The organism is Agromyces humi, assembly GCF_009720255.1.
GTDB classification, from domain to species: Bacteria; Actinomycetota; Actinomycetes; order Actinomycetales; family Microbacteriaceae; genus Agromyces; species Agromyces humi.
Genome location: NZ_WJSP02000007.1, coordinates 16,582 through 40,587, shown reverse-complemented (window position 1 = coordinate 40,587; position 24,006 = coordinate 16,582). Strand labels below are relative to the sequence as shown.

The window sequence follows — 24,006 nt, the reverse complement described above, 5'->3', positions numbered from 1 at the left end:
CCCGGCGGCTCGATCGGCCTCTTCGGCTCCGAGCTGCTCACGCTGTTCCGCCGTCGCCGCACGTGGGCGCTGCTCGGCGCGCTGGCGCTCATCCCGGTGCTCATCGGCGTCGCGATCCGGATCGCGGGCGACGCGCCGGCCGGGCGCGGTCCGGCGTTCCTCGGACAGGTCACCGAGAACGGGCTCTTCGTGGGCATGGTCGCGGTCATCGTGGCGACCCCGCTGTTCCTGCCGCTCACGATCGGAGTCGTGGCGGGCGACGCGATCGCGGGCGAGGCCAGCCACGGCACCCTCCGCTACCTGCTCATCGCGCCGGCCGGACGCATCCGCCTGCTCGTCGTGAAGTACCTCGTGGCGGCGGTCTTCTGCGCCGCCGCGGCGCTCACCGTGGTCGTCGTCGGCACGATCGTGGGCTGGGTGCTCTTCCCGATCGGCCCGGTGACGCTGCTGTCGGGCACGAGCGTGAGCGTCGGCGAGGGCCTGCTGCGCTTCCTCGCGATCGCGGCGTACGTCACGGTGTCGCTGCTCGGGATGTCGGCCATCGGCGTGTTCCTCTCCACGCTCACCACGGTGCCGGTCGGCGCCATGGCCGCGACGGCGATCCTCGCGGTGGTGGCGCAGATCATGGGCGCGCTGCCGCAGCTCGAGTGGGTGCATCCGTGGCTCTTCACCGAGTACTGGCTCGGCTTCGGCGACCTGCTGCGCGACCCGCCCGTGTGGGACTCGTTCGTCGACAACGCCGTGCTGCAGGCGGGCTACGTGGTCGTGTTCGGCGCGCTCGCCGCGGGCCGGTTCCTCACCAAGGACATCCTGTCGTGACGGATGCCGCGTGCTGCGGCATCCGCACCGCTACCGCCCGTCGGGCGTGGCCGGGCTCGCCTGAGGCGTCGGCGTCGAGGCCCGCCGCTCGCCGAAGCTCGGCGGGATCGCGCAGTAGTCGTAGAAGTACCGCTTCGGCGCGGCTTCGTCGGTCACGTCGACGTTCACGTTCACGCCGGTCTTGGGCAGCTCGTCGCCGACGAGGGTCCACGCGGTGAAGTGCCAGATGCCGCGCACGGCGTCGTTGAGCAGCCGGCGTCCGTCGACGACGAGCACGGTCTCGGCGCCCGCCTCCCCCTCGGCGCCGGGCAGCGTGCCCGCACGGAACGGCTCGACGGTCTCGCGCCGCAGCGTCTCCTCGTCGACGTCGCCGAGCGACCGCCGCACCACCGTCTGCCCGCGTTCGCGCAACAGTTCGGCGAGGTCGTCCGCGAAGCGGGCCGCGGGCCCGTCGGTCGCGCCCTCGACGGCCAGGAGCCGTCGCCCGGCCCACGAGTTGTGCAGGAACTCGAGGGCGATCCAGTCGAGCAGCGCGCGCCGCTCGTCGCTCAGCTCAGCAGCCATGGACCAAGGCTACGCCCGCTCGCGGGCCCGGCCACCCGCGGAATTCCGCCATCGCCACCCACCGAATCGGGCGACCGCAATACGCTGTTCAACCGGGCGAGGAGGGGATGGCTGCCATGGCTGAGGTGATCGTGGTCGGCAGCGGTCCGGCCGGCATGATGCTCGCGGGGGAGCTGGCGTTGGCCGGGGTCGTGGCGTCCGTCGTGGAGCGGCGCACGACCGCAGAGCTCGCCGGATCGCGGGCGGGCGGGTTCCACTCGCGCACGATCGAGATCCTCGACCAGCGCGGCATCGCCGACCGGTTCCTCGCGGCGGGACGCACGGCCCAGACCGCGCGGTTCGGCACCTCCGTGCTCGACATCAGCGACTTCCCCACGCGGCATCCGTATGGCCTCGCGCTGTTCCAGAACCAGATCGAGCCGATCCTCGCCGACTGGATCGAGGAGCTCGGCGTTCGCGTCGAGCGCGGCCGCGAGGTGACGGGCCTCACGCAGGACGAACACGGCGCCGAGGTCTCGTTCGCCGACGGCGACACCCGGCGGGCGGCCTACGTCGTCGGCGCCGACGGCGGTCGGAGCGTCATCCGCAAGGCGGCCGGCATCGAGTTCCCGGGTTGGGATGCGACGCGGAGCAACCTCATCGCGGAGGTCGAGGTGACCCAGGAGCCGCCGGCCGGCTTCGTCCAGGACGAACTGGGAATCCACGCGCTCAGCCTGATGGAGGACGGGCGCAGGTACCGGGTGGTCACGACCGAGCGGCGGCTCGGCGGGATCGGCGAAGCGACGCTCGCTGACCTCAGCGCTGCGCTCGTCGCGGTCTACGGCACGGACTTCGGCGTCCACGACCCGACCTGGATCTCCCGGTTCACGGATGCCACGCGCCAGGCCGCGACGTATCGCGACGGCCGGGTGCTGCTCGTCGGCGACGCTGCGCACATCCACTATCCCGCCGGGGGACAGGGCATCGGGCTGGGCATCCAGGACGCGGTGAACCTCGGCTGGAAGCTCGCCCGGGTCGTGCAGGGCACCTCGCCCGATTCGCTGCTCGACACCTATCACGCGGAGCGGCACCCGGCGGGCGCACGGGCCCTCAGCCTGTCGATGGCCCAGACGGTGCTGCAGCGCAACGATCCGCGCACCGCCGCCCTGAACGGCATCCTCGGCGACGTCATGGCGACGATTCCCGCCCGCAACGAGGTGGCCGGGCTCATCCACGGCCTCGACGTCGTGTACGACCTCGGCGAGGGGCATCCGCTGCTGGGACGACGGATGCCCGACCTCGACCTCGAGACCGCGGCAGGCCCGATCCGGGTCTTCGAACTGCTGCATGGAGCCGAGCCCGTGCTGCTGAACTTCGCCGAGGCGGGGCGGCTCGACATCGGATCGTGGACCGACCGGGTCCGCGTCGCGGACGCGCGGTACTCGGGGCCGTGGGAACTGCCCGTGCTGGGGGAGGTGGCGCCGCCGTCCGCCGTGCTCGTGCGGCCCGACGGTCACGTGGCCTGGGTGGATCCGGGTGCGGGCGAGCCGCTCATCGCTGCGCTCACGCGTTGGTTCGGGCGGGAGTGAGGCCCGACCGCATCGGACCGCGAGAGTCGGGTGCGGGCCTGCTCCGACCAGCAGGGTTGATGGTGAAAGGGGACACCGTGATCGCAGCGCTCAACCGGCTCGTCGAGTTCATCGAGGACCACCTCACCGAGGAGATCGACATCGCCGGGCTGGCGTCACGTCACGGCACGACCGAGTACCACCTCCGGCGGATGTTCTCGTCGCTCGCCGGCATGCCGGTGTCGGAGTACATCCGTCGACGCCGCATGGCGGTCGCCGTCGCCGACGTGCTCGGCGACGGCGACCTGCTCGGGATCGCAGTGCGGTACGGCTACGGCTCCACCGAGGCCTTCAACCGAGCATTCCGATCGGTGCACGGCGTCAGTCCTGGTGACGTGCGCCGCAACGGCGGTCCCCTTCGAACGCAACCGCAGCTCAGGTTCCGCCTGACCGTAGAAGGGAACACCACGATGGACACCAGCATCGCCGAACGACCGGCGTTCCGGCTCGTCGGCCACTCGGCCCGAGTGCCGCTCATCCACCACGGCGCCAATCCGCACATCCAGGCGCACATCGCATCGCTCCCCGCCACCGAGCACGCTCGCCTCAAGGAGCTCGGCGACACCGAGCCCGCCGGGCTGCTCCAGGTGAGCGCCGACGTGGAGCCCGACTACGCCGAGGGCAGCGAGCTGACCTACCTGCACGGGGTCGCGGTCACCGAGACGACGCCCGTGCCCGACGACCTCGATGCGATCGACGTGCCTGCCGGTACCTGGGCCGTGTTCCACACCTCGGGCCCCTACCCCGCGGCCCTGCAGTCCACATGGGCAGCGACCGCCACCGACTGGTTCCCCTCGAACCCGTGGCGGCTGCGACCCGGACCGTCGATGGTGGCCATCCGCGACCGCGCCGCCGACTTCAGCACGGCGACCTGCGAGCTGTGGCTGCCGGTGGAACGCGCGGAGTAGCGGCCCGGCCGGGCGCCGGGGGGCTCAGCGCCAGAACACGCTGAGTCGCTCGGCGAGCGCCCGGCCCTGCGCGTAGCCGCCACGTGCCGCGGGAAGGCGCGTCGACGGGTCCAGCGCATTCGCGTTGAACACGTCGCCTGACCCGGCATCCGGGAAGACCGTCTCGACCCGGCTGCCCGCGGCCCGCAGCTCGCCGACCTGCGTCGCGAGATCCATGCCCCACTCCAACGGGGTCCGCGACCTGCCGCCGAAGGGCTCCAGCACGACGACCCGTGCCGAGCCGGTCGCGAGGTCCGCGTTCGAGCTGCGTCGATAGCCGCCGTTCAGGTACCGGCGCTCGCCGATCGGGTAGGGCGTCATCGCCGAGGTGCTGGCGGCGACGGCGTCCACCAGGTCGACCCCCGAGTGACGGTCGAACACCACCGGTTCCCCCATCTGCGCATCCAGTGCCGGGATCAGCACCCGTTGTTCCGGCCACTGGTGGCTTGGGAGCCGAGCCGCGACGATGTCGCGCCATCGAGCACCGGATGCCCCGCCGGAGGTGTCCCGTTCGAGCGCGGCGGCGCCCATCCGGCGACGCATGTCCGCGGCATCCGTCGCGGCAGCGATGATCTCGTCGGACCAGCTCATGTAGCCCGGTCCGGAGAGCTGCGCCGGGCGTCCCGCGTCCGATGCGGAGGTGTCGGCCTCTGGTCGGGGCGGCCGTGGCGGCAGCGGCGGCTCGGCGAGGATGGCGGCGTACAGCTCGGCCGGCCGCATGCCGCTGGTGATCTGGGCGGCCACCGTCGAACCCGCCGACGTGCCGATGATGAGATCGGCCTCGGTGAGATCGAGCCCGGCCTCGTACAGGCCGGCGATGAGGCCGAGCTGCCAGGCATTGCCGGCGGCTCCGGCACCGGCGAGCACCAGCGCCCGAGTGGTCGCGGCGGTCGCCTCGTCGGGTGACGTCGAACGGGGTGTGGTGTCGGAAGGAGGTGTGGTGTCCATGGGAGTCGCCTTTCGCGATGTGCCTGTCGGCGCTCCCGGTGCGACTACCTGGGTCGCGGCATCGTGGACTGCGGGGGAGCACCCGATACGGATACTGCGTTCATGGGTCTCACCTCCGGCTGGTCGGTCACGATTGCCAGAACGCTAGCACGGTCAGCGGCCGGCTAGCGGACTGCGACGTGCTCGATCGCGTCGCGCAGGTCGGGGTGCTGGAAGGTGAACCCGGCGGCGGTGAGGGTGTGCGGGACCACCCACCGGCTCTTGAGCACCAGTTCGGGCTCGGTTCGCAGGACCCACATCGCGGGCTCGAGCATCCATCGCCATGCGGGGAGCCCCACGGGCACTCCCACGCGCTCGCGCAGGTGGCGCATCAGGGTGCGATTGTCGCTGGGGTTGGGGCCGGCGATGTTCACCGGGCCCGAGATGTCGTCGCGGTCGCGAAGGAACCGCACCGCGCCGATGACGTCGTCGAGGTGCACCCAGCTGAACTTCTGGCGACCGCGCGTGCGATGCCATCTCGCCGTGCCGTCGCCGGTCGGCGTCGGACCGATGCCGCGGTAGCGACGGTGGGCGAACCACCAGCCGTCGATCTGCGGGCCGCCGAGGCCGAGGCGCGCGAGGGTGAGCAGCGTGTTCGTCGCCGGCCCGTCGCCGAGCACGATCGCCATTCGGAGGGCGACGCGGCGGGTTCGGGGCAGGTCTCCGGCGAAGAACTCCCGCTCCCAGTTGCGGGCGACGTCGACGGAGAATCCCTCGCCGAGCTCGCCGTCGAGCTCATCGTTCGGGCGATCCATGGCATGGCGGTAGATGGTCGCCGTCGAGGCGTTGAACCACACGTGCGGAGGTTCGGCGGCCGCCTGCACCGCCTCCCGGAGCGCACGGGTCGTGTCGATCCGCGACCGGAGGATCTCGTTGCGATTCGAGTCGGTGTAGCGGCAGTTCACCGACTTGCCGGCCATGTTCACGAGCACGGCCGACCCATCGATCGCGCGGGCGATGCCGACCGGATCGCCCCAGGTGACGTCGCCGGTTCGGCCGATACGTCGCACCGAGTACCCGTCGTCGGCAAGTGCGCGCACCAGTGCGGTGCCGACGAAGCCGCTCGCGCCCGCCACCACGGCGACCGGGCTGTCCTGCATCATGCTCTCCCCGTCTCGGTTCGGCTCGGCGGCCGCATCGCGAGCCTATCGAGCGTGACAGGATCGGCTCGTGCCCTACCTGCGCCGGCTCATCCGTCAGCGCCATGCGTACCTCGTCGGCGTGCTCGGCACGGCACCCGGCGCGCACCGGGGGTCGCCGCAGTCGGGCGAATGGCCCGACGTAGGCTGACCGACATGAGCCTCGATCTCGCCGCGGTCTATCGCGACCTGCACGCCAATCCCGAGCTGTCGTTCCAGGAGCACCGCACCGCGGGAGTCGTCGCCGAGACGCTCGCCCGGTTCGGGTTCGACGTGACCGCAGGCATCGGCCGCACCGGCGTCGTCGGCGTGCTCGAGAACGGCGACGGACCGACCGTGCTCCTCCGCGCCGACATGGACGGCCTCCCCGTGCTCGAGGCGACCGGCCTGCCGTACGCGAGCATCGCGCGCGGCACCGACCCCGACGGCCACGACGTGCCGGTCATGCACGCGTGCGGCCACGACGTGCATGTCACGTGCCTGCTCGGCGCGAGCGAACGGCTCATCGCCGACCGCGCCTCGTGGACCGGGACGCTGGTCGTCCTGTTCCAGCCCGCCGAGGAGTGGGGCGGCGGCGCGCAGGCGATGGTCGACGACGCCCTGTACGGTCGCGTGCCGACGCCCGATGTGGTGCTCGGCCAGCATGTCGGACCCTTTCCCGCCGGGTTCGCGGCCGTGCACGCGGGCGTCGCGATGGCCGCGGCCGACTCGCTGACGGTGCACCTGCACGGCACCGGTGGTCACGGGTCCAGGCCCGAGACGACGGTCGACCCCGTCTACCTCGCCGCCGCGACGACGATGCGGCTGCAGGGCATCGTCGCCAGGGAGCTCGCTGCGACGGATGCCGCGGTGGTGACGGTGGGGCAGATCCACGCCGGCACGAAGCACAACATCATCCCGGCCCAGGCGACGCTCGGGCTCAGCGTCCGCAGCTTCGACGAGCACGTGCGCACGAAGGTGCTGGCCTCGATCGAGCGCATCGTGAAGGCGGAGGCCGCGGCATCCGGTGCACCGCGCGAGCCCGAGATCGTCTTCGACGAGCGGTTCCCCCTCACCGTCAACGAGCCGGCCGCGACCGAGCGCACGGCCGCCGCCCTGCGGGCCGCGCTCGGCGACGATCGCGTCTTCGATCCCGGTGTCGTCTCGGGCAGTGAAGACGTGGGCATCCTGGCGTCGGCAGCCGGCGTGCCGCTCGTCTACTGGTTCCTCGGAGGATCCGATCCCTCGCTCTTCGGCGACGCGCTCGCCACTGGCCGCATGCCCGACGACATCCCGTCGAACCACTCGCCGCACTTCGCGCCGCTCATCGATCCGACACTGGAGGCGGGCGTGGTCGCCCTGGTCGCGGCAGCCCGGGAGTGGCTCGGACGGGCCTGAACGCGTGCGTCGGTGCGGGGCGCACGCGGCATCCGCTCGACGCTCGTGCCGGCGTCGGTGCCGGCGTCGGTCAGGAGGTCAGGCCGGCCGTCACGGCTGCGCCTCGGATGATCACGCCCAAGCAGTCGCGGAACAGGTCATCGGGCGTGCGGTCGTCCTGGAAGTACTCGGCGATGCCGGCGATGACCGTCGGGTAGGCGTTCGCGAAGGCCTCCAGGTCGAAATCCTGGGTGGAGCCCGCGGTGGCCGGGCCCGACTGTTCCTCCAGGACGTGGCCGACGGTGAAGTGCTCCACGGTCAGGACGATCAGGCGCGCCTGTCGCAGGGGAACGTCACGGGCGACCAGGGTGCTGATCGCGAGTTCCGAGATGGCGGCCATCCTCAGGGACGCCTGCGACGTGGAGATGATCCGAGCGCCGTCGGGATGGGCGAGGAGCGCGCGGCGCAACCGCTCCGCCAGGCCCGTCAGCCAGTGCTCCCAGCGTTCTTCGGGCTTCGGCGGCGTCATCTCGGGGAACTCGTGTTCGAGGATGGCGTCGGCGATCGCCGTGATCAGGGCCGCCTTGTTGGGCAGGTGCCAGTACAGGGTGGGCTGCTGCACGCCGAGGCGCGCCGCGAGCTTGCGCAGCGTCACCCCGTCGAGGCCGTCGGCGTCGAGCAGGGCGAGCGCCTCGGTGACGATCTGCCGCTTGTCCAATGCCACCGGCCCCACCTCCTGCGTCACTCTATCAATGATTGAGCAATGCCTCTATCGGTGATAGAGTGCCATCGATCGGTGAGAGACCGCGACGAAGAGGAAGTGACCGATGATGACTGACCACCACTCGCTCGTCGAGACGCTGCACCAGGCGACCCATCGCCTCGCTGGGGTTGCCGAACACGAGGACCGCCCGGCGGGGCACCAGGGCAAGGCCCGTCACGGCCGTGCGGCGCAGGGCGCAGTCGCCGGTCGCGGCCGGTCCGGCCAGGCGCGAGACCGCACGTCGGCACGATCCCCTCGCGTCCTCGTGGCCTGGCAGCGGCGCATCGCGGCGTTCTTCGGCCAAGAGGTGTAGCGGCGGCATCCGGTCATGACCAGGGTGGTCGTCGCGATCGCGGCGATCGGCCTGTCCCGACTCGGGTCGAGAGGTCTTCACCGGCACGATCACCGAGTGAGCGGCCCGTTCTGCGGCAGCGACTGGTCGGCAGGACTCGGAAGATTCCAGCCTGCGCCCGCGTTGACGCTCACATGGGATGGAATGACGACGTCATCGAAGAATTTCGCAGCAGCAAGGGCACCGAGAACTACTGGGGTCCCAAGCTGATCGTCCTGCACTCCATCGGGGCGAAGTCCGGCGAGACGCGTCTGAACCCAGTGGTCGGCTTCCGGAACGAGCACGGCTGGCGGGTGGTGGCGTCGAAGGGTGGCACGCCGGAGAACCCTGCCTGGTACCACAACCTGCGGGCGAACCCGTCGTTCGAGATCGAAGCGCTCGTGGACGGCGAGGTGGTGACCGTGCCGGTGACGGCGACCGAGATCACGGGCGACGAGTGGCGGGACGCCTACAGCGCCATCGCAGCCGAGGAGCCGCAATTCGGCGAGTACCTCACGAAGACCGATCGCCGGATCCCCGTCCTGCAGCTCACCCCTCGCGCGGGCTGAGCTTCGGCGTCCGTCTGCTGGGGCCGGGACGACGACGGCGCGGAAGCGAGCCGCTAGCCCACCCGCGCCGGTCTCCGTCGCCCTCAGCCGCGACGGCGCCACCACCGAGGTCGTGCCGTCTTCTGCTGCCGCTCGAGTTGTTCTCGCTCCGCGGTCTTCTCGCGGTGTCGGGCATCGCGACGCTCGCGCCATGCACGGATCTCGTCGCCGGGATCCCGAGTCGGGGTCACGACGGGCGGGCCGCCGAGCAGCTGGCGGCGCGCCTCGATCACCCTCCGGTTGAAGTCCTCGACTGCCTCGCGCACCTCGGATTCGCGGTGCATTCGGTCGAGGGTGGCCTCGAGCTGGGCGCTCTCGACTCGCAGGGTGAGCGCGGGCGGACCCAATCCGGTCAGTTGCTCGCGCTCGATCTTGCGACGAATCCACCAGTCAGGGTCGTGCTGCCCGGTCAAGCCCTCGAGCGGCTTTCCGGCGCCGGGGAGGTTGTCGAACTCGCCGCGCCTGATGGCCTGCTGGATCGCGTTCTCCACATACGCCGACCGCTCGGCCTGCGTGAACGATCGAGGTGACTCGGATGCCGCGTCGGCGACATCGGGCTCTTCGCCGCGGGCGATCGCCTCTTCCCGGGCGAGTCGATCGAGCCGGTACTGCGACGCGGCGCGCTGGGGATCCTCGCTCATCCTCGACCTCCCTCGCGGCGTCGGATTTCCCGTCTTCCACGATACGACGCCGAATTGCGCCCCGGCGATCGGGTCGTGGTGCCCGGATGACCGGGCGCCCTTCGGGGGCGCGATGAGAGCGGTGACATCCCCCGGTGATGCTGGCAGGATGACGGCATGGAACGCGAGTGCAGGGTGATCCGCCGAGGTCGACCACTCGGATCGACCCGAGCGGCGAGGTCGACGTGACGACGTCGCACGTGATCAAGCCACTCACCCTCGAGACCTTCCCGGCCTGGCTCGCGCTCGCGCAGAAGCACAACGGGGTCTGGGGCGGGTGCTACTGCTCGTATTTCCACGACGACACGGAACACACCGTGAAGGACGAGTACGACCGGCCCACGTTCAAGCAGCGATTGGTCGCGGAGGGCGTCGCGCACGCCGCGCTCGTCTTCGACGGCGACGATGCGATCGCGTGGTGCGAATACGGCAGTCCGCTCGAACTGCCGAACATCTACCACCGCAAGCAGTACGACGCGGGCGAGACCAAGCCGGCACCGTGGCGCATCACGTGCTTCTTCGTCGACCGAGACCACCGCCGGTCGGGCGTGGCACGGGAGGCGCTGGATGGAGCGCTCGAGCTGATCGCGCAGGCCGGCGGGGGCGAGGTCGTGTCCTTCCCCAACGAGCTGGTCCCCGGCAAGAAGACGTCGTCCTCGTTCCTTCACAACGGCACGAGGGCCATGTTCGAGAAGGCCGGATTCACGTTCGAGCGCCACATCGGCAAGAGCAAGACCGTGATGCGCACGACGGTCGCACCGGCGCTCGGCTGACGCCGGTTCCCGTGGGACTCGCGACGGCGTCGAGTCGGGCTCGAGTCAGCCCGTCACGAACGCACCGATGACCGCCGCGGTGGCGTGGACTCCGATGCCCGCGCGGGTGCCGCTGCGCTGAACCATGGTTAGACTCCGCGTCCATGGACATGCTGAAGGGCGAACAGATCGCCGCGGAAAATCTTACCGACTGGCGCAAGCTGGCCCAAGGGCTTCATGCCCGGTACGTGGTCGACGACTTCGGCACCGGCGCACGGTTCGTCGTCGCGGTGGGCGAGGCGGGCGACGCCCTCGGCCATCACCCGCGGGTGTCGATGGGCAATGGCTACGTCGACCTCAAGCTCGTCAGCGATGACGCCATCTACCGCGACGACGAGGGCGCTGAACATGTCGTCGAATGGGTGACCCAGCAGGACATCGACCTCGCGCGACGGATCACCGAGATCGCCGCAGACCACGAGGTCGTCGCCGAGCCGGCCTCGGTGAGCGACATCGAGTTCGGTCTCGACACGGCCCACTCCGCGACCATCGCGCCGGTGTGGGCCGCCCTCCTGACCGGCAGCGCCGAGTCCCAGGGGCGCGGGACCCCGAGCGACGAGATCCGCGACGCCACGGGACGAGTGCCGAACCTGTGGTTCGGCGAAGCCGATGACCATGAGGCCCGGCGTCAGCGGTTCCACGTCGAGGTCTACGTGGCGCCCGAGGTTGCCGAGCAACGCGTGGCCGCCGCTCTCGCCGCCGGCGGGACCGTCATCGATGACAGCGATGCGCCATCCCTCACGGTGATCGCCGATCAGGACGGCAACGAGGGAGTCATCTGCGTCGACGTGTCCGCTGCGGGCGTGAGCGGTTCGTAGCAGTCGTACGTCTCGACGGAGGCGTGCAGGTCCGGCCCCGAAGCCCAGCGGCACACGGAACCGGCCGTGTGCCGCTGAGCTCCCTGAGCGGGCCTGGTCGCCGACGAGCGGCGTGCGCCTCCCTGCAGCGCGTCAGTTACCGGGCCACACCGTCTCGTCGAGGTTGGCCAGGGTTCCCGGACTCAGGTTCTCGGTGTCCTTCGCGGTCAGGTGCCCTGGGCCGAACCCGGCCATCGGACCCGAGACGGGAAGGTTCAGCTTCGAACCGCTGAGGCTGACCGTATAGGTCGTCGCCGCCGTGTCGACCGCGAGGACGCCGTTGCGGCTGCCGCTGATCACGAGGCCGAGCTGGTGACCTGCCGGGACGACGACGTCGTTGGCAGCCAGTTCGACGGTGACCTTGTGGTTGCCGGCCCCATCCAGGCGTGCCCAGCCGCGGGCCAGTACCTGCAGTTCGGTGCTCGCGAGGCGCTTGGCGACGTCGTAGTAGCAGGCGTCATCCGTTGCGGTCGCCGGACCCCAGCAGGACTCCGTGCCCAGCGTCTGGGCGCCGTCGCCGGAGGTGCTGACGCGGTCCATCACGCCGTAGTCGACCAGCATGACCGACACCTGTCCGACCGGAGCGCCGTGCGTGACGTCGAGGTCGAGCGTCGGCGTTCCCGAGATCCGGACGTCGTGCTTGGTCGTACCGGTGAGGAACTGGAGCCGGTTGGCGTTGTCGCCGATCTTGACCGCGTTCGCCTCGCTCAGCGACGTGGAGTTGACGTAGCTGGCCGTGGAGCGGTCCTGCCTGCCCAGCATGAGCGTGCCGTCGGAGTGAAGGTTCAGCGTCTGGGTGCGGGCCGACGAGATCGGCCAGGTCGGTGACTGCTCCCACTGGTTCGGCGCGGTCTCCACGCTCACGGCGGGCTCACGGTCGATGCCGTTGTCGATGTCCATGAGCTCGTGGTCGAACCACCGGTGGAGGGTGTCGACCCACAGGGAACGCTCGGAGTCGAAGGGGTCCACGTGCCCGAGGCGGGTGAGCCACATCTTGCGGACGACGCCCTGCTCGCCGAGGTCGTCCCACCACTTCGAGGCATTCATCGTCTTGACGTTGGTGTCCTGCAGTCCGTGCACGATGAACACGCTGGCCTTCACCTGGGACACGTCGTAGTAGGTGCCCTCCCGGTAGTCGCGCTCGGCCCAGAAGTCGGTGTAGGCACCGGTCTCATCACCGTCGTTGGCGTTCATCCAGTTCAGCCGCGCCGAGCAGTCGGTGGCGATGGTCCGATTGGATGCGACGGACCGGGACAGGCTGCTCGGGTAGTTGTTGGACTTCACCGCGCCCTGCCAGCGGTTGTAGTCGTACCACGAGCTGATCGCGCTGATCGGCACGATCGTCTTCAAGCCGTCGACGCCGGTGGCAGCGACACCGTTGGCGAGCGTCCCGTCATAGGACTTGCCGATCATGCCGGTCTTGCCGTTGCTCCAGTCTGCGTCGACGACCGCGCCGGCGGCGTCATACGCGACGCCCTTGCCGCCCAGCCACTCGACGACTGCCTTGACCGACTCGATGTCGGAGCGGCCGCCCTCGTCGGTGCAGCCGGTCGAACGGGCGGTGCCGGCCATGTCGACGGCGACATAGGCGTAGCCGCGGGGCACGAAGTAGTTGTCGTAGTACAGCGGGAACTTGACGAGGTTGCCGTCGGCGTCGTACTCCTTGCGCTCGGCCTCGTTGCCACGTCCCGAGCTCAGGTAGTACGGGCTGGCGTCCATGATGATCGGGACCCGCGCGTTGCCGTCCAGTTCGTGGGGCCGGATGATGTCGGTGGCGATCCGCTCCTCGACTCCGTCACCGTCGAGGTCGGGCGCGGTGACCCATACCGTCTCGCGAATGGCGTCGGCGTAGTCGTAGATCGGCGCGGTCGCGTTGTCGACGAGCGTGACTGCCGGGTTGTCGGTCGGGACAGCGCTGGCGGCACCGGCCGTGCCGAGTGCCAGCGGTGCGGCGATGGCCACCGTGCCTGCGATGGCGAGAATTCTGGATTTCACTGAGGTCCTTCCGTCCGAGGATAGCGCTTTCCCGATTGCAGACAACGCTGTCCCGTGAGGGTGATGGGCGCTCCTGATGGAGTACTGGGACGTCGGACGCTCACGCCGTTCGGCTTCGTGGGAAGGCCGAACGGCGCACCGATATCCCGGCCGCTCCGGTGGATTCCGGGATATCTGCGGTCACTAAGGAACCTACGGTGCTTGCGGAGATTGATCAACAATCCAGCACGGAATTGGTCAACAATGATCGCGGTCGACGACCGATCAGACTCCCCAGAACCCGGTGGGCGACTGGTTCCGGCTTGCCGCCGCCTACTCGGCCACGCGCACGTTCCGCGAGCGCGTGCTCGGCGACGGCTCGGGAGCCGCCGGCGCCGCACCGAGGACGATCAGCGGACCTTCATCGGCGGTCGGAGGCTCGAAGTGGTCGAAGTACTCGGCCGCGACGTCTGCGGGAAGCGCGTAGTCGTCGGCGTGCTCCTGACTCCGCGCTTCCATCCGTTCCAGTGCGACTGCTCGCGGCGTCGCGAGATAGATCGTCACGGGCACCACTCCAAGTGGGCGCAGCAAGTCCCGATATTCGAGGCGGGCACGCTTTGACCAGAACGAGAAGTCGAGCACCACGTCTGCGCCGGCCGCGACGAGCGCGAGGAGGCGAGCACGGAGCTCTTGCTCGATCTGCTCGTGCACGTCGGTCGGGAGGGGCATCGCCTGGATCCCGCGTCGCCAGGCTTCCTGGTCGAATGAAAGGCGGACCATGCCCTGCGCTTCTAGCCGCCTCGCGACGGTCGACTTTCCTGAACCCGCTGGCCCGCACATCAGAACGACTCTGGTCACCAGTCAGACCATAGCCCTTGCCCGGTCGGCGACCGTCGTGCGGTCGAGTCGATCGTTTCTGGCAAGATCGGCCTGTGGATCCGATCTCGGCGCGGCAGGTGCTGCGCATTCCCCACGATGCGCCCCTGACCGTCGAGCTCGTCGAGCGGGCCTACTCCGAGGAGTATTGGGCGCGGCATCCGTCGCGATATCAGGATGCGACGCAGCGACGCGAGGCCGAGCAGTGGGCGGGCACGCTCGCGACGGCGCGGCATGTGCTGTTGCAGGGGGCCGGCGCGGCGTCGACGACGGATGCCGCGAGCGCACTGCCGCGCAAGCGGAGTCTGTCGGGCGGGGCGATCGCCGGCATCGTCGCCGGTGGTGTCGCTCTCCTCGCGCTCATCACGTTCGGGATGATCGGTGCCGTGAATCTCGTGACGCAGGCTGCCGCCACCGCGCAGGAGGCCATCGAGGACTCCTCGATGGATCGGTACCAGTCGGGTGAGACGAACTACGCGTTCTTCGCCGCGCTCGAGATCTACTACGACGGCCGATACGACGCGCAGTGCCCGACCGAGTTCGACGGCGCGTGCTGGCAGAATGCCCTGTTCACCGAAGCGGACTGCGAGACCATGCAGGTGGCGCTCGGTTTCAGCGACGACATGAACGCCCTCGCTCCGGATTTCACGGAGACGATCGAGATCCGCGATGTCATCGCGTACGAGGCCACGCCGGTCGTGTACGGCAACCGGGACTACGGCTACAGTTGGGTCGCCCAAGTCACCTGCCTCGACTCGCCCTAGTCGGCTCGGGGCGAGGGTCGTTCACCGTTGTGTCTCGAGCAGGGCGAGTGCGGATGTGTAGGGGCCTTTGGCGACGGCATGGTCGCGCACGAGGTCGGTGAGGGCTCGGAAGAGGACGGCGCGAAGAAGCAACTGGTCTGCGTCGTCGTCGGTGAGCAGTCGTCGGGTGCGGGGAGGTGCCCCCTCGAAGCACACGGCGTCGACCACGATGATGGCGACCGCGTACTCCGAGGGTCGGAAGTACGGGCTGAGGTCGATGACTGCGGGCGGCAGCCCTTGCTCGAAGAGGACGTTGCCGGTCAAGTCGCCATGGATGAGCGGCCGCGGCAGGTCGAGTGGCGTGCGTCGATCGGCCAGCGCCTGCAGCCAGCGCGGCGCATTCTTCGGCAGCGCCTCGTCATCCCACGCCATGCGGTCCGCCTCCGCCCAAGGATCGGTGCGACTTCGCATCCACTCGGGCTCGACCATCCCGTTGAGCTCGCGGCTGAGTGAGCGTCCTGCTTGCGCGATCTCTCGCCATCGCCTTGGGGCATGGGCGCCGACGAGGTAGGGCATGGCGGACCATCCGTCGACGACGAGGCGACCGTCATCTGATCGAACAGGTTTCGCGGTACGCACGGAGGTGGTCACGGGGAGTGACTCGAGCCACTCGAGCTCCCCCGTCGAGCGGTGCCGTTTGAACACCAGACCGTTCGCTCCCCAGGACTCGCCTTGCCCGCCCATCATGGGTCGGGCGTGACGAACACCGAACGCCTGCAGCGCGGTGTCGGGCGGCGGGCTCGGACGCATATGGTCAACACTTCCACACCGACCCACGGGCGGGATCCGGGCTGAGCGGTGACGGCTTCCGAGGTTGTTCTGCGGTGAATGTCGCCCACGGCGGCCTCGATAGAGTGCGTCACATGGCAACGGACGTCACGCTCTATATCGGCAGCATCGCACCGAACTACGCGAAATTCCGCTTCAGGGATGCGCACGAGTGGGAGGGTGTCCGGGCGCAGATCATCAATGCGATGAACATGGGCAAGGGAACGATCGAGATCGACCGCAAGGGCGACAAGGTCGTGTACGTGTACAGCCCGTTCCTCGCGGTGAGTTGGGTCGAAACGGGCGTCTAGCGAAAGCAGCCGGATGAGCAGCGTGGGTGCGACGGGGCTGTGGGCTGCGGGAACGAGATAATGAAGCATGACCTCCTCTGTCGAACGCACCTCCAATCCGGTTGCCTGGGCCGCGTTCTGGTTCGCGCTGGCCGGCCTCGTGCTCATGCCCATCCCGCTGTTCATCGGGCTGATCCTCGGTGGGGGGCTCTCGATCGTCGCCGCGATCCTCGCCGTGATCGCCCTCTTCAAGGGGCTCGCGCGCAGCGGCAAGGGCATCGCGCCCGTCGTGTTCGCCGCGATCTTCATCGCGCTCACGTGGGCCGGCATCTCGGTCGGTGGCGGCATCGTCTGGTAGGTCGGGGATGACGAACCAGGCGCCGATCGACGACGTCCCGATCGGCGGTGAGATCATTCGCCTCGGGCAGTTCCTGAAGTTCGCTGGACTCCTCGACTCCGGTGGAGACGTGAAAGCGGCCATCACCGACGGATATGTGGCCGTGAACGGCGAGGTTGATCGACGACGCGGGCGGCAGTTGCAGCTCGGCGACATCGTGAGCTTCGATGGACGAAGGTTGCGCGTCTGCCCGTGAGGGTATCGATCCTGCATTGCCGACTTCCGTGCACGCCAGTGATGCGTTCGATCGCGGCTACGACGTTTCTCGCGTAGGCCGGTAGCGCAGGGCGACCGCTCCCGACCGGAATTCATGGCGATCGATGAGCTCGAGCTGAATGCGCTCACGCAGGCCGGCGAGCAACGTCGGTCCGTGTCCGGCGAGGACCGGCTGCACGACGAACTCGTACTCGTCGATCAGTCCCAGGTCGGCCAACGCGAGGGGGAGCGTCACCCCACCGACCCACAGGCCCTCGCCTGGCTCCTGCTTGAGTCGTTGAACCGCTTGTCCCACTCCGCCGTGCACCAGCTCGGCATTCCAATCGACCCCGTCCAGCGTGGCCGACACGACGTACTTCTTCGCCCGATCAATCGCCTCGGCGAATGGCACCTCCCACTCGTCCACCCAGTCCGGCCAGGTGCCCGTAGCCGGCTTCCGCCACGCCGACTCCATCATTTCGTAGGTCACCCGGCCGAACAGCAACGCATCGGCTCGCTCCATCTCCGCGGTCCAGTAGCGCATGGACTCCTCGTCCGGGGGAAGCCCCGCCTCGTGATGGCAGCAGCCGTCGAGTGTCACGTTGATCGAGTATCGAAGCGGTCTCATTGCGTAGGTCTCCTCTGACGCGCAGCGCGTTTTCACCGGGCCGCCAGTCAGGCGGAGCCTGTGCTCGCTTGACTCGCTCATGGCAGACGATAGTCACCCTCGTCGCTCAACGACAGTCATCTCACGGTGGTAGAACGGCGGGATGCACGAGATTCTCACGTTCCCTGATCAGCTGCGGTTGATCGACGAACGGTCGGCCGCGTTCCGGGCTGCGGTCGCCGCGGCACCCAGCCTCGACGTTCAGATGCCGACCCATCCCTCGCGGACGCTGTTCGATCACGTGCAACACGTGGGCATGGGGCGGCGCAAGGCAGCCGCCATCGTCACCGCCGGGCCCGCGGACGGTCCGCCGGAGGAGTCCGCATGGGGAGGCGACACGGGTGCGCCCCGGGAGCGCGAGGCGCTCCTGGCCTGGTGGGTCGAGTCCGTCGAGCACCTCGAGAGTGTGCTGCGCGAGGCGGGCCCCGATCGCGGTTGCTGGACATGGTGGGCGGACTCGCCGTCACCGCAGACCTCCGGGGCTTGGGCGCGGCGCCAGCTCCACGAGATCGCGGTGCACACCTTCGACGTCCAGCTCATCGGGGGTGCCCCGCAGCCGATACCCGCGAAGATCGCCCTCGACGGTTTCGACGACTGCCAGTTCACCCTCTGCGCGACGACGGTCGCCTGGCCACACGACCCCGCCATCGTCGACTACCACGCCGCGGAGGGCCACTCCTGGCGCCTCCGGCTGTCCGGCGACGGCGCACAGGTCGCCCGCCTCGCGCCCGCTGCGGGCGAGGACCCCGACACCGCCGACGCCTCCGCCCGGGGCACGGCCAGTGACCTGGTCCTGTTCTTCTACGGCCGCACGACGCTGGACTCGCTCGAGTTCCAAGGCGACGGTCGCATCTTCGATGAGCTCGCAGCCTGGGATCCGTCCGTGTGACCTCCGGGTGCACTGGATCAGCGCCTGCGCGATGTCGAACGAATGTCAAGGGGTGGCGGCTGTCGACGGGACCGGGCTAGATCGGTGGTGTCAGGTGCCTGTACATGCGCCTGGCTGCTGGCTGACCCGGGTCCGCTCCGCGAACACGACCCGAAGGGCCCGGGTCAGTGCAGCACGTACCTCGCGGTAGCGACCCGAACGCGAAACGGAGACAAGTAGATGACCAAGCCAACGGAGGGCCCGCACGCGCCGAACGTCCTCACCGATCGAGAGGCCGGCGGCCTGATTCTCGCGTTCATGGCCGCCGTGATACTCGTGCTCGCGGTGGCGACCGCGATGACTCCTCTGCCGGAGAATCCGAGTATCAGCAGTCGAGAATCGACCGCGCACGCGACTGAGAGCGGCTAGATGTCGTCACCGACCGAGCAGTTGGCGCCCGCACTCGACATCGACGCCCGGCTCACCGAGATCGAGCGCCGAGTGAACCTGCTCGTCAACGTCACGCCACTCAACGCGGCGGAGGCGTGGGCGGACTTCGAACGCAGTGACTTCGGCACTGCCCCCACGCTGAGGCTGCGGCCGTTGGACTTCGACCCCGACCTCGCGCGTCGCGACCTGTACGACCTCGAGGTCGAGAACGTGGACGACCCGGCGCTGCACACGCTCTTCCGGGCGAAGAGGGACGAGATCGCCCGGCAGATCACCGCGTTGGAGGACCGCGACACGTCACGGTTCCTGTACGGGTCACTCCAGCTCTACGGAACCGTGGCCGCTCCGCTGGGCTCGGCGGCGGAGGAACTGCTCGAGACCATCCCGCCGCAGGCGCCCAGCACCCAGACCGTCACGGCCGGGGCGTTCGCCGACGCGGCCCGTGCGGAGTTCGAGCGCTACCGCGCCGTATACCCCGACTTCCCGGTCCGCGTCGAGGTACGGGATGACATCTCCGAGTTGATGGTGTCGTTCGGCCGCCTGCTCATCCCGGAGTCCGCCGCCTTCCGGGCCGACCGGGTCGAGCCGTTGCTGCACCACGAGGTCGGCACCCACGTGGTCACCTACCAGAACGGCGCGCGGCAGCCACTGACCCTGCTGACCATCGGCCTGCCCGGCTACGACGAGACCCAGGAGGGCCTCGCTGTGCTCGCCGAGTACCTGACCGGCGGGTTGGACCCGCGACGGCTGCGCGTGCTCGCCGCGCGAGTGGTCGCGGTCGGCAAGATGCTCGACGGCGCCGGTTTCCTGGATATCTTCGAGTCGCTGCGGGCCGACCACCGGATACCGGCACGGACCGCGTGGTCCATCGCCATCCGGGTCGTCGTCGGGGGCGGTTGGGTGAAGGACGCGATCTACCTGCGCGGGATCACGCGCATCCTCGACGCCCTCGCCGAGGGCAGCCGCCTCGACGTCCTGCTGATCGGCAAGCTCGCGTTGGACCACATCCCCCTGGTGCAGGACCTGCTCGACCGCGAGGTGCTCCACCCGCCGTGGGTTCGGCCTCGCTGGCTGGACGTGCCCGGTGCGCAAGAGCGTCTGGAGAGGCTGCGCGCGGGCGCGACGGTCACCGACCTCTACGAGGGAGACGTGGCAGCATGAAACTCGCATTTCTCGTCAACGACGTCGACACCGAGGTGGACGAGTACGCGACCACGCGACTCGCCAGGGCCGCAGCCAGGAGCGGGCACGAGACCTGGTATGTCGGCGTCGGTGACCTCGAGCACGGCAGCAGCGACGGGCGGTTCGCAGCCACCGCTCGCGCCGCCAGGTGGAAGAGCGACGACACCCTCGCGAGCTTCATGGAGGGGATCAAGGCGCGCGACGCCGAACGGATCGTCATGGATGACCTCGATGCGCTCGTCCTGCGCAACGAGTCGATCGACGACCTGCAGGAGCGCCCGTGGGCCAGCCCGATGGGCGTGGTGTTCGGAAAGATGCTCGCGGACCGCGGTGTGACGGTGGTGAACGACCCGCACACCCTCCATCGAGCGACCAGCAAGCTCTACTTGGAGGAGTTCCCCGAGCAGGTTCGCCCGCGGTCGCTGGTGACACGAGATCCGGAGGCCATCGAGCGGTTCGTCGAGGAGGTCGGCCACTGCGTCGTCAAACCGCTGTACGGGGCCAAGGGCCGCAACGTCTTCATGATCGAGGGCCCGGGAGAGACCAACCTGGCGCAGATGACGGAGGCGGTGCTGCAGGACGGCTACGCCATCATCCAGGAGTTCATCGAGGGAGCCAAGGACGGCGATGCCCGAATCTTCCTGCTGGAGGGCCGCATCCTCGAGCGGGACGGCAGGCCGGCCGCCTTCCGACGCGTGCCCACCGGCAACGACCCGCGGGCGAACATCAGCACCGGAGGTCGGTCGGTGCCCCTCGAGATCGGTGAGGCGGAGCTGAGCATCGTCGAGGCGATCGGCGACAAGCTCGTCGCCGATGGGATGTTCCTCGTGGGCATCGACGTGATCGGCAGCCAGGTGGTCGAGATCAACGCGGAGAGTCCCGGCGGGTTCCAGAGTGTCGAGAGGCTCTACGACATCGATATCGCCGAGACCGTCATCGAGGCCTTGGAGCGCCGCGTGGGGTCGGGATCCGAGGCTGCTGACTGACGGATGCCGCGGGCCGCCGCTCGCGGCATCCGGAACCGTGTGTTCGTCCTGTGCCGCCGACCATAGTGCGTGCCAGCCTCGACAGGCCGGCGCTGAACTCAAAAGGCGCTGCTCCCGCCGCTAGCGAGCAGACCTCGAGGACCCCGTGACCGTCCCTGCCGCAGGAACGCCGAGATCGGGTTCAAGCTGACGCGGCCACGAGCGGAGTGAGGGACGACCGCCGCACTTCTCAGTCGTGCGGCGCGTGATGCCAGGTGGGCTGTCGGCGATGATGTGAGTGTGGAGTATGTGTCGAGGGTGCCCGGTCCGCCGCTCGACGGGCTGATCTACGATCTCTACTACTTGGCGGGTGCCCCGCCGTACTCCCGGTTGATGCTGCCGGCGGCGCCCGCGCCGTTGCTCATCGTCAACCTCGGCGCACCGTTTCTCATCCGTGCAGGCATCGACATCGAGACGGCCGAGTACGCCGACGGCTGCGTGGTCACCACGCCCACCCGTGCGTGGGAGTTCGGCTACCCGACCCCGACCCGGTCCGTGGGCGTCCACTTCAAGCCCTGGGGGCTGGCACCGTTCCTTCCGATGCCCGCGGCCGAGCTGTGCGACCGACCGGCGACCGTGGAGCAGATCTGGGGCCGGCCCGCTATCGCTGAGTTGCGGCACCGAGTGACCCTCACGGACGCACCACACGAAATGCTGATGTTGCTCGAGGAGGAACTGGTCCGACGGCTGCGCCCGATCGACGGCCTGGACATCGTCCGCCACATGGCGGGCGCCATCGCGGAGACCGGCGGAGCGGTGCCGATCAGCGACCTCGGCGTGGCAGCCCGCGCCAGCAGCACGTACTTGGCGAAGCGGTTCAAGGAGGTCATCGGCGTCACTCCGAAGCGGCTGGCGCGCAGCTACCGATTCACCGCCACCGTATTGGCGCTCGACGTCGCCGAACCTGTCGACTGGGGCGACGTTGCCGCTCGCGCAGGCTACTTCGACCAGGCCCACTTCGTCCACGAGTTCCGGGAGTTCACCGGGCTCACGCCGACCCGGTATGTCGAAGCCCGTCAACGCTTCATACGGGAACATCCCGACCACGCGCTGGAAGGCTGGCCGCTGCCAGCCGATTGATTCCTTACAAGAGCGACCACTCACGACACACGAGACTTGGGACTCGGAACAGAGGAGGAAGCCATGGGGAAAGTGGTCATGAATGCGTCGGTGTCGGTGGATGGCTTCATTGCGGCTGAGAACGACGACCCCGGTCCACTGTTCGAATGGTTGGTCAGTGGTGACGTGCCGTTGGACGACAGCGGCGTACTGAACGTGTCGCAAGCGTCCTACGACCACATCCGGCCGTACTGGGACCAGATCGGGGTGACCATCGCCGGCCGCCACGTCTTCGACATCACGGACGGCTGGGACGGGACGCCCCCGAGCGGGATCGACCACGTCGTCGTCGTGACACACCGGCCGGCGCCCGAGGGCTGGGACCCCAAGGCGCCGTTTCACTTCGTGCACGACATCGAGGCGGCCATGACCAAGGCGCAGGAACTCGCGGGTGACCGCACTGTCGAAGTCGCCGCCGGCGACGTCGGTGGCCAAATGCTCGCCGCAGGTTTGGTCGACGAGGTACGCATGGACGTCGCACCCGTCGTGCTCGGGTCTGGCAAGCGCTACTTCGGCTCCGTCGACTCGCAGCACCTGCTGGAAGACCCAGACGTAGTGGTTCAGGGCAACCGGGTGCTTCACCTGTGCTATTCGGTGCGCCATTGACGGATCCGACATGTCGCATCTCGCATCCCATGGACGGAACTGCCCGAACGGCTGGGCTCACACGTAGGTCGCGACGAGCTTGTCGAGGGACTCCTCGAGGCCCTTCTTCGAGAGCGCGAGCTGCTCGGGGTCGATGTAGCCGAGTTCGGTGACGGTGAGTCGAGTCGCGTCGTCGCCGATCGACTCGAACGTGATGACGTGCCGCACGTCGCGCGGGATGCCCGCGGCCCCGACGGTCGCGGGGTCGATCGTGGCGCCGTGCTCGTCGGCGATGTTGTGGATGAACTCGAGGCGGTGCGGTGCGTCGACGAGCGTGTATGCCCAGGTGCTGTACAGCGCCGGGAACCCCCAGTCGGGGGCGCTCATGCACACGAGGGACGTGCCGCCGACGCGCACATCGAGCTCGGCGACCGTGCAGGTGAAGCCGTTCGGGCCCCACCACCGAAGCACGCGGTCGGGTTCGGTCCACGACTTCCAGGCCGCCTCGATGGGGGCGGGGATGTCGCGGCTCACGACGAGATCGTGCGTCTCGGGCTGGGTCGTGTCGTTCATCGTGGCTCCTCCGCTGCAGGCCGCCGCCGCGGCATCCGTTTCACTTCGATGATCGAAGCGTAAGTCACTTTGATGATCAAAGTCAATGCCGTAGACTCGACGCATGAAGCGAGCCGAAGGTCGGTCGACCTGCCCCACCAACTTCACCGTGGAGACCTTCGGCGACAGCTGGTCGCTGCTGATCATGCGCGACCTGCTCACACTCGGCAAGCACACCTTCGGGGAGTTCCTTCGGTCCGAGGAGCGCATCGGTCCGAGCGTGCTCGCCGACCGCCTCGCCCGACTCGAGCGCAGCGGAATCATTGTGCGCACCCCGAGCGAGACGGATGCCCGCAAGGTCACCTACTCGGCGACGGAGCGCGGTATCGCGGCGATCCCGCTCTTGTACGAGGCGGCGCGATGGGGCATGGGTGGCGTCCCCATTGAGCAGGACGATCCGTGGGAGGCGGTCATGGCGATGGACCGCCACGACGTGCTCGACGCGTGGCAGCAGGCCGTGCGCGAGGGTGGTTCGCTCCTCGGAGGCGCGGAGAGCGCCTTCGCCCGGCTGAGCGCCAGGGTACGCGCGGTCGTGTGACGGCGACGCATCGCGGCGGTGCGCCAGCGCGCGGGTCGCGTGACGGCGACGGTGGGGGCGGAACCACGCGTTGGCGCGGAACAGTCAGGGGACCATTCCGCCCGAGCCCCCGGAGGCCAGAACCACCGTTCGAACCGTCACCTCGTGCGGCCGGCGTCAGGAGGTTCTCCGACGCGGCCGGTATCGG

29 protein-coding genes are annotated in these 24,006 nt (G+C 69.1%); 19 read left to right on the top strand and 10 right to left on the bottom strand.

Annotated elements, in window-relative coordinates; all coding sequences use genetic code 11:
* Positions 1–819: ABC transporter permease (locus GH736_RS01865; RefSeq protein WP_407922318.1), on the top strand; the 819-nt coding region annotated here is incomplete at its 5' end.
* Between the two features lie 30 nt (positions 820–849).
* Here the strand turns inward: GH736_RS01865 and GH736_RS01860 are convergent.
* The gene (locus GH736_RS01860; protein ID WP_159599699.1) at positions 850–1,383 is read right to left on the bottom strand and encodes a nucleoside/nucleotide kinase family protein; all 534 of its coding nucleotides are present in this window, start codon (positions 1,381–1,383) and stop codon (positions 850–852) included.
* A 116-nt stretch (positions 1,384–1,499) separates the two neighbouring features.
* On the opposite strand from GH736_RS01860, the gene GH736_RS01855 reads away from it, so the two are divergent.
* Positions 1,500–2,951, top strand: a complete 1,452-nt coding sequence (locus tag GH736_RS01855; RefSeq protein ID WP_159599697.1) for an FAD-dependent monooxygenase — start codon at positions 1,500–1,502, stop codon at positions 2,949–2,951.
* A gap of 77 nt (positions 2,952–3,028) precedes the next feature.
* Entirely contained in the window at positions 3,029–3,898 is an 870-nt protein-coding gene (locus GH736_RS01850) for an AraC family transcriptional regulator (protein WP_162529536.1), read from the top strand.
* Between the two features lie 24 nt (positions 3,899–3,922).
* On the opposite strand, the gene GH736_RS01845 is transcribed toward GH736_RS01850, so the two are convergent.
* Positions 3,923–4,885, bottom strand: a complete 963-nt coding sequence (locus GH736_RS01845) for a patatin-like phospholipase family protein (protein ID WP_235933796.1) — start codon at positions 4,883–4,885, stop codon at positions 3,923–3,925.
* A gap of 164 nt (positions 4,886–5,049) precedes the next feature.
* Positions 5,050–6,027 (bottom strand): epimerase, encoded by a 978-nt coding sequence (locus tag GH736_RS01840; RefSeq protein ID WP_159599693.1) that lies wholly within the window; start codon positions 6,025–6,027, stop codon positions 5,050–5,052.
* A 192-nt stretch (positions 6,028–6,219) separates the two neighbouring features.
* Between GH736_RS01840 and GH736_RS01835 the strand changes: the two genes are divergently transcribed.
* The gene (locus GH736_RS01835; RefSeq protein ID WP_159599691.1) at positions 6,220–7,440 is read left to right on the top strand and encodes an amidohydrolase; all 1,221 of its coding nucleotides are present in this window, start codon (positions 6,220–6,222) and stop codon (positions 7,438–7,440) included.
* Between the two features lie 70 nt (positions 7,441–7,510).
* Here GH736_RS01835 and GH736_RS01830 read toward each other — a convergent pair whose 3' ends face one another.
* Positions 7,511–8,143, bottom strand: coding sequence for a TetR/AcrR family transcriptional regulator C-terminal domain-containing protein (locus GH736_RS01830; protein WP_159599689.1), 633 nt, complete (start codon positions 8,141–8,143; stop codon positions 7,511–7,513).
* A gap of 103 nt (positions 8,144–8,246) precedes the next feature.
* Here GH736_RS01830 and GH736_RS01825 point away from each other — a divergent pair, with 103 nt between their 5' ends.
* Complete coding sequence (locus GH736_RS01825; RefSeq protein WP_159599687.1) at positions 8,247–8,495, top strand: hypothetical protein; 249 nt, start codon at positions 8,247–8,249, stop codon at positions 8,493–8,495.
* Positions 8,496–8,668: 173 nt separating this feature from the next.
* Positions 8,669–9,082, top strand: a complete 414-nt coding sequence (locus GH736_RS01820) for a nitroreductase/quinone reductase family protein (RefSeq protein ID WP_159599685.1) — start codon at positions 8,669–8,671, stop codon at positions 9,080–9,082.
* Positions 9,083–9,165: 83 nt separating this feature from the next.
* Here the strand turns inward: GH736_RS01820 and GH736_RS01815 are convergent, their stop codons facing one another.
* A complete protein-coding gene (locus GH736_RS01815) occupies positions 9,166–9,762 on the bottom strand; it encodes a DnaJ family domain-containing protein (protein WP_159599683.1) in 597 nt (198 codons plus the stop codon).
* A 224-nt stretch (positions 9,763–9,986) separates the two neighbouring features.
* Here GH736_RS01815 and GH736_RS01810 point away from each other — a divergent pair, with 224 nt between their 5' ends.
* Positions 9,987–10,574, top strand: a complete 588-nt coding sequence (locus tag GH736_RS01810) for a GNAT family N-acetyltransferase (RefSeq protein ID WP_203230624.1) — start codon at positions 9,987–9,989, stop codon at positions 10,572–10,574.
* Positions 10,575–10,717: 143 nt separating this feature from the next.
* Entirely contained in the window at positions 10,718–11,431 is a 714-nt protein-coding gene (locus tag GH736_RS01805; RefSeq protein ID WP_159599681.1) for a VOC family protein, read from the top strand.
* Between the two features lie 132 nt (positions 11,432–11,563).
* Here the strand turns inward: GH736_RS01805 and GH736_RS01800 are convergent, their stop codons facing one another.
* Both GH736_RS01800 and GH736_RS01795 read right to left on the bottom strand, forming a co-directional pair.
* On the bottom strand, positions 11,564–13,465 hold the full coding sequence (locus GH736_RS01800; protein ID WP_159599679.1) for a CocE/NonD family hydrolase: 1,902 nt from the start codon (positions 13,463–13,465) through the stop codon (positions 11,564–11,566).
* Between the two features lie 312 nt (positions 13,466–13,777).
* Positions 13,778–14,284, bottom strand: a complete 507-nt coding sequence (locus tag GH736_RS01795; protein ID WP_203230623.1) for an AAA family ATPase — start codon at positions 14,282–14,284, stop codon at positions 13,778–13,780.
* 92 nt (positions 14,285–14,376) lie between these two features.
* Here GH736_RS01795 and GH736_RS01790 point away from each other — a divergent pair, with 92 nt between their 5' ends.
* Positions 14,377–15,084, top strand: coding sequence for a hypothetical protein (locus GH736_RS01790; protein ID WP_159599677.1), 708 nt, complete (start codon positions 14,377–14,379; stop codon positions 15,082–15,084).
* 21 nt (positions 15,085–15,105) lie between these two features.
* Here GH736_RS01790 and GH736_RS01785 read toward each other — a convergent pair whose 3' ends face one another.
* The gene (locus GH736_RS01785) at positions 15,106–15,495 is read right to left on the bottom strand and encodes a hypothetical protein (RefSeq protein ID WP_159599675.1); all 390 of its coding nucleotides are present in this window, start codon (positions 15,493–15,495) and stop codon (positions 15,106–15,108) included.
* 491 nt (positions 15,496–15,986) lie between these two features.
* Between GH736_RS01785 and GH736_RS01780 the strand changes: the two genes are divergently transcribed.
* The 3 genes from GH736_RS01780 to GH736_RS01770 all read left to right on the top strand — a co-directional run bounded on the left by GH736_RS01780 (position 15,987) and on the right by GH736_RS01770 (position 16,774).
* A complete protein-coding gene (locus GH736_RS01780; RefSeq protein ID WP_159599673.1) occupies positions 15,987–16,202 on the top strand; it encodes a hypothetical protein in 216 nt (71 codons plus the stop codon).
* Positions 16,203–16,269: 67 nt separating this feature from the next.
* Positions 16,270–16,539: a hypothetical protein gene (locus GH736_RS01775; RefSeq protein WP_159599671.1), complete on the top strand. Its 270-nt coding sequence runs from the start codon at positions 16,270–16,272 to the stop codon at positions 16,537–16,539.
* Between the two features lie 7 nt (positions 16,540–16,546).
* Positions 16,547–16,774 carry an RNA-binding S4 domain-containing protein gene (locus GH736_RS01770; protein WP_159599669.1) on the top strand — a complete coding sequence of 76 codons (228 nt, stop codon included), beginning with the start codon at positions 16,547–16,549 and terminating at the stop codon, positions 16,772–16,774.
* 57 nt (positions 16,775–16,831) lie between these two features.
* On the opposite strand, the gene GH736_RS01765 is transcribed toward GH736_RS01770, so the two are convergent.
* The gene (locus GH736_RS01765; protein ID WP_159599705.1) at positions 16,832–17,401 is read right to left on the bottom strand and encodes a dihydrofolate reductase family protein; all 570 of its coding nucleotides are present in this window, start codon (positions 17,399–17,401) and stop codon (positions 16,832–16,834) included.
* Positions 17,402–17,543: 142 nt separating this feature from the next.
* On the opposite strand from GH736_RS01765, the gene GH736_RS01760 reads away from it, so the two are divergent.
* The 6 genes from GH736_RS01760 to GH736_RS01735 all read left to right on the top strand — a co-directional run bounded on the left by GH736_RS01760 (position 17,544) and on the right by GH736_RS01735 (position 22,690).
* On the top strand, positions 17,544–18,329 hold the full coding sequence (locus GH736_RS01760; RefSeq protein ID WP_159599667.1) for a maleylpyruvate isomerase N-terminal domain-containing protein: 786 nt from the start codon (positions 17,544–17,546) through the stop codon (positions 18,327–18,329).
* A gap of 219 nt (positions 18,330–18,548) precedes the next feature.
* Positions 18,549–18,737: a hypothetical protein gene (locus GH736_RS01755; RefSeq protein WP_159599665.1), complete on the top strand. Its 189-nt coding sequence runs from the start codon at positions 18,549–18,551 to the stop codon at positions 18,735–18,737.
* A complete protein-coding gene (locus tag GH736_RS01750; protein ID WP_159599663.1) occupies positions 18,738–19,919 on the top strand; it encodes a flavohemoglobin expression-modulating QEGLA motif protein in 1,182 nt (393 codons plus the stop codon).
* Entirely contained in the window at positions 19,916–20,926 is a 1,011-nt protein-coding gene (locus GH736_RS01745; protein ID WP_159599661.1) for an ATP-grasp domain-containing protein, read from the top strand. Before GH736_RS01750 ends, GH736_RS01745 begins: the two co-directional genes overlap by 4 nt.
* A gap of 279 nt (positions 20,927–21,205) precedes the next feature.
* Positions 21,206–22,045: a helix-turn-helix domain-containing protein gene (locus GH736_RS01740; RefSeq protein WP_203230621.1), complete on the top strand. Its 840-nt coding sequence runs from the start codon at positions 21,206–21,208 to the stop codon at positions 22,043–22,045.
* A 63-nt stretch (positions 22,046–22,108) separates the two neighbouring features.
* A complete protein-coding gene (locus GH736_RS01735; protein ID WP_159599659.1) occupies positions 22,109–22,690 on the top strand; it encodes a dihydrofolate reductase family protein in 582 nt (193 codons plus the stop codon).
* A 57-nt stretch (positions 22,691–22,747) separates the two neighbouring features.
* On the opposite strand, the gene GH736_RS01730 is transcribed toward GH736_RS01735, so the two are convergent.
* Positions 22,748–23,242 (bottom strand): SRPBCC family protein, encoded by a 495-nt coding sequence (locus GH736_RS01730; RefSeq protein WP_159599657.1) that lies wholly within the window; start codon positions 23,240–23,242, stop codon positions 22,748–22,750.
* A gap of 103 nt (positions 23,243–23,345) precedes the next feature.
* Between GH736_RS01730 and GH736_RS01725 the strand changes: the two genes are divergently transcribed.
* The gene (locus GH736_RS01725; RefSeq protein ID WP_159599655.1) at positions 23,346–23,819 is read left to right on the top strand and encodes a winged helix-turn-helix transcriptional regulator; all 474 of its coding nucleotides are present in this window, start codon (positions 23,346–23,348) and stop codon (positions 23,817–23,819) included.
* The last annotated feature ends 187 nt before the right edge of the window (positions 23,820–24,006 follow it).

Bases quoted from the DNA above. Each gene is read 5' to 3' on its own strand.
- GH736_RS01860 (WP_159599699.1), bottom strand. From the start codon at position 1,383: ATGGCTGCTGAGCTGAGCGACGAGCGGCGCGCGCTGCTCGACTGGATC.
- GH736_RS01855 (WP_159599697.1), top strand. From the start codon at position 1,500: ATGGCTGAGGTGATCGTGGTCGGCAGCGGTCCGGCCGGCATGATGCTC.
- GH736_RS01845 (WP_235933796.1), bottom strand. From the start codon at position 4,885: ATGGACACCACACCTCCTTCCGACACCACACCCCGTTCGACGTCACCC.
- GH736_RS01840 (WP_159599693.1), bottom strand. From the start codon at position 6,027: ATGATGCAGGACAGCCCGGTCGCCGTGGTGGCGGGCGCGAGCGGCTTC.
- GH736_RS01835 (WP_159599691.1), top strand. From the start codon at position 6,220: ATGAGCCTCGATCTCGCCGCGGTCTATCGCGACCTGCACGCCAATCCC.
- GH736_RS01825 (WP_159599687.1), top strand. From the start codon at position 8,247: ATGATGACTGACCACCACTCGCTCGTCGAGACGCTGCACCAGGCGACC.
- GH736_RS01820 (WP_159599685.1), top strand. From the start codon at position 8,669: ATGGGATGGAATGACGACGTCATCGAAGAATTTCGCAGCAGCAAGGGC.
- GH736_RS01815 (WP_159599683.1), bottom strand. From the start codon at position 9,762: ATGAGCGAGGATCCCCAGCGCGCCGCGTCGCAGTACCGGCTCGATCGA.
- GH736_RS01805 (WP_159599681.1), top strand. From the start codon at position 10,718: ATGGACATGCTGAAGGGCGAACAGATCGCCGCGGAAAATCTTACCGAC.
- GH736_RS01795 (WP_203230623.1), bottom strand. From the start codon at position 14,284: ATGTGCGGGCCAGCGGGTTCAGGAAAGTCGACCGTCGCGAGGCGGCTA.
- GH736_RS01785 (WP_159599675.1), bottom strand. From the start codon at position 15,495: ATGGCGTGGGATGACGAGGCGCTGCCGAAGAATGCGCCGCGCTGGCTG.
- GH736_RS01780 (WP_159599673.1), top strand. From the start codon at position 15,987: ATGGCAACGGACGTCACGCTCTATATCGGCAGCATCGCACCGAACTAC.
- GH736_RS01775 (WP_159599671.1), top strand. From the start codon at position 16,270: ATGACCTCCTCTGTCGAACGCACCTCCAATCCGGTTGCCTGGGCCGCG.
- GH736_RS01770 (WP_159599669.1), top strand. From the start codon at position 16,547: ATGACGAACCAGGCGCCGATCGACGACGTCCCGATCGGCGGTGAGATC.
- GH736_RS01765 (WP_159599705.1), bottom strand. From the start codon at position 17,401: ATGAGACCGCTTCGATACTCGATCAACGTGACACTCGACGGCTGCTGC.
- GH736_RS01760 (WP_159599667.1), top strand. From the start codon at position 17,544: ATGCACGAGATTCTCACGTTCCCTGATCAGCTGCGGTTGATCGACGAA.
- GH736_RS01755 (WP_159599665.1), top strand. From the start codon at position 18,549: ATGACCAAGCCAACGGAGGGCCCGCACGCGCCGAACGTCCTCACCGAT.
- GH736_RS01750 (WP_159599663.1), top strand. From the start codon at position 18,738: ATGTCGTCACCGACCGAGCAGTTGGCGCCCGCACTCGACATCGACGCC.
- GH736_RS01745 (WP_159599661.1), top strand. From the start codon at position 19,916: ATGAAACTCGCATTTCTCGTCAACGACGTCGACACCGAGGTGGACGAG.
- GH736_RS01735 (WP_159599659.1), top strand. From the start codon at position 22,109: ATGGGGAAAGTGGTCATGAATGCGTCGGTGTCGGTGGATGGCTTCATT.
- GH736_RS01730 (WP_159599657.1), bottom strand. From the start codon at position 23,242: ATGAACGACACGACCCAGCCCGAGACGCACGATCTCGTCGTGAGCCGC.
- GH736_RS01725 (WP_159599655.1), top strand. From the start codon at position 23,346: ATGAAGCGAGCCGAAGGTCGGTCGACCTGCCCCACCAACTTCACCGTG.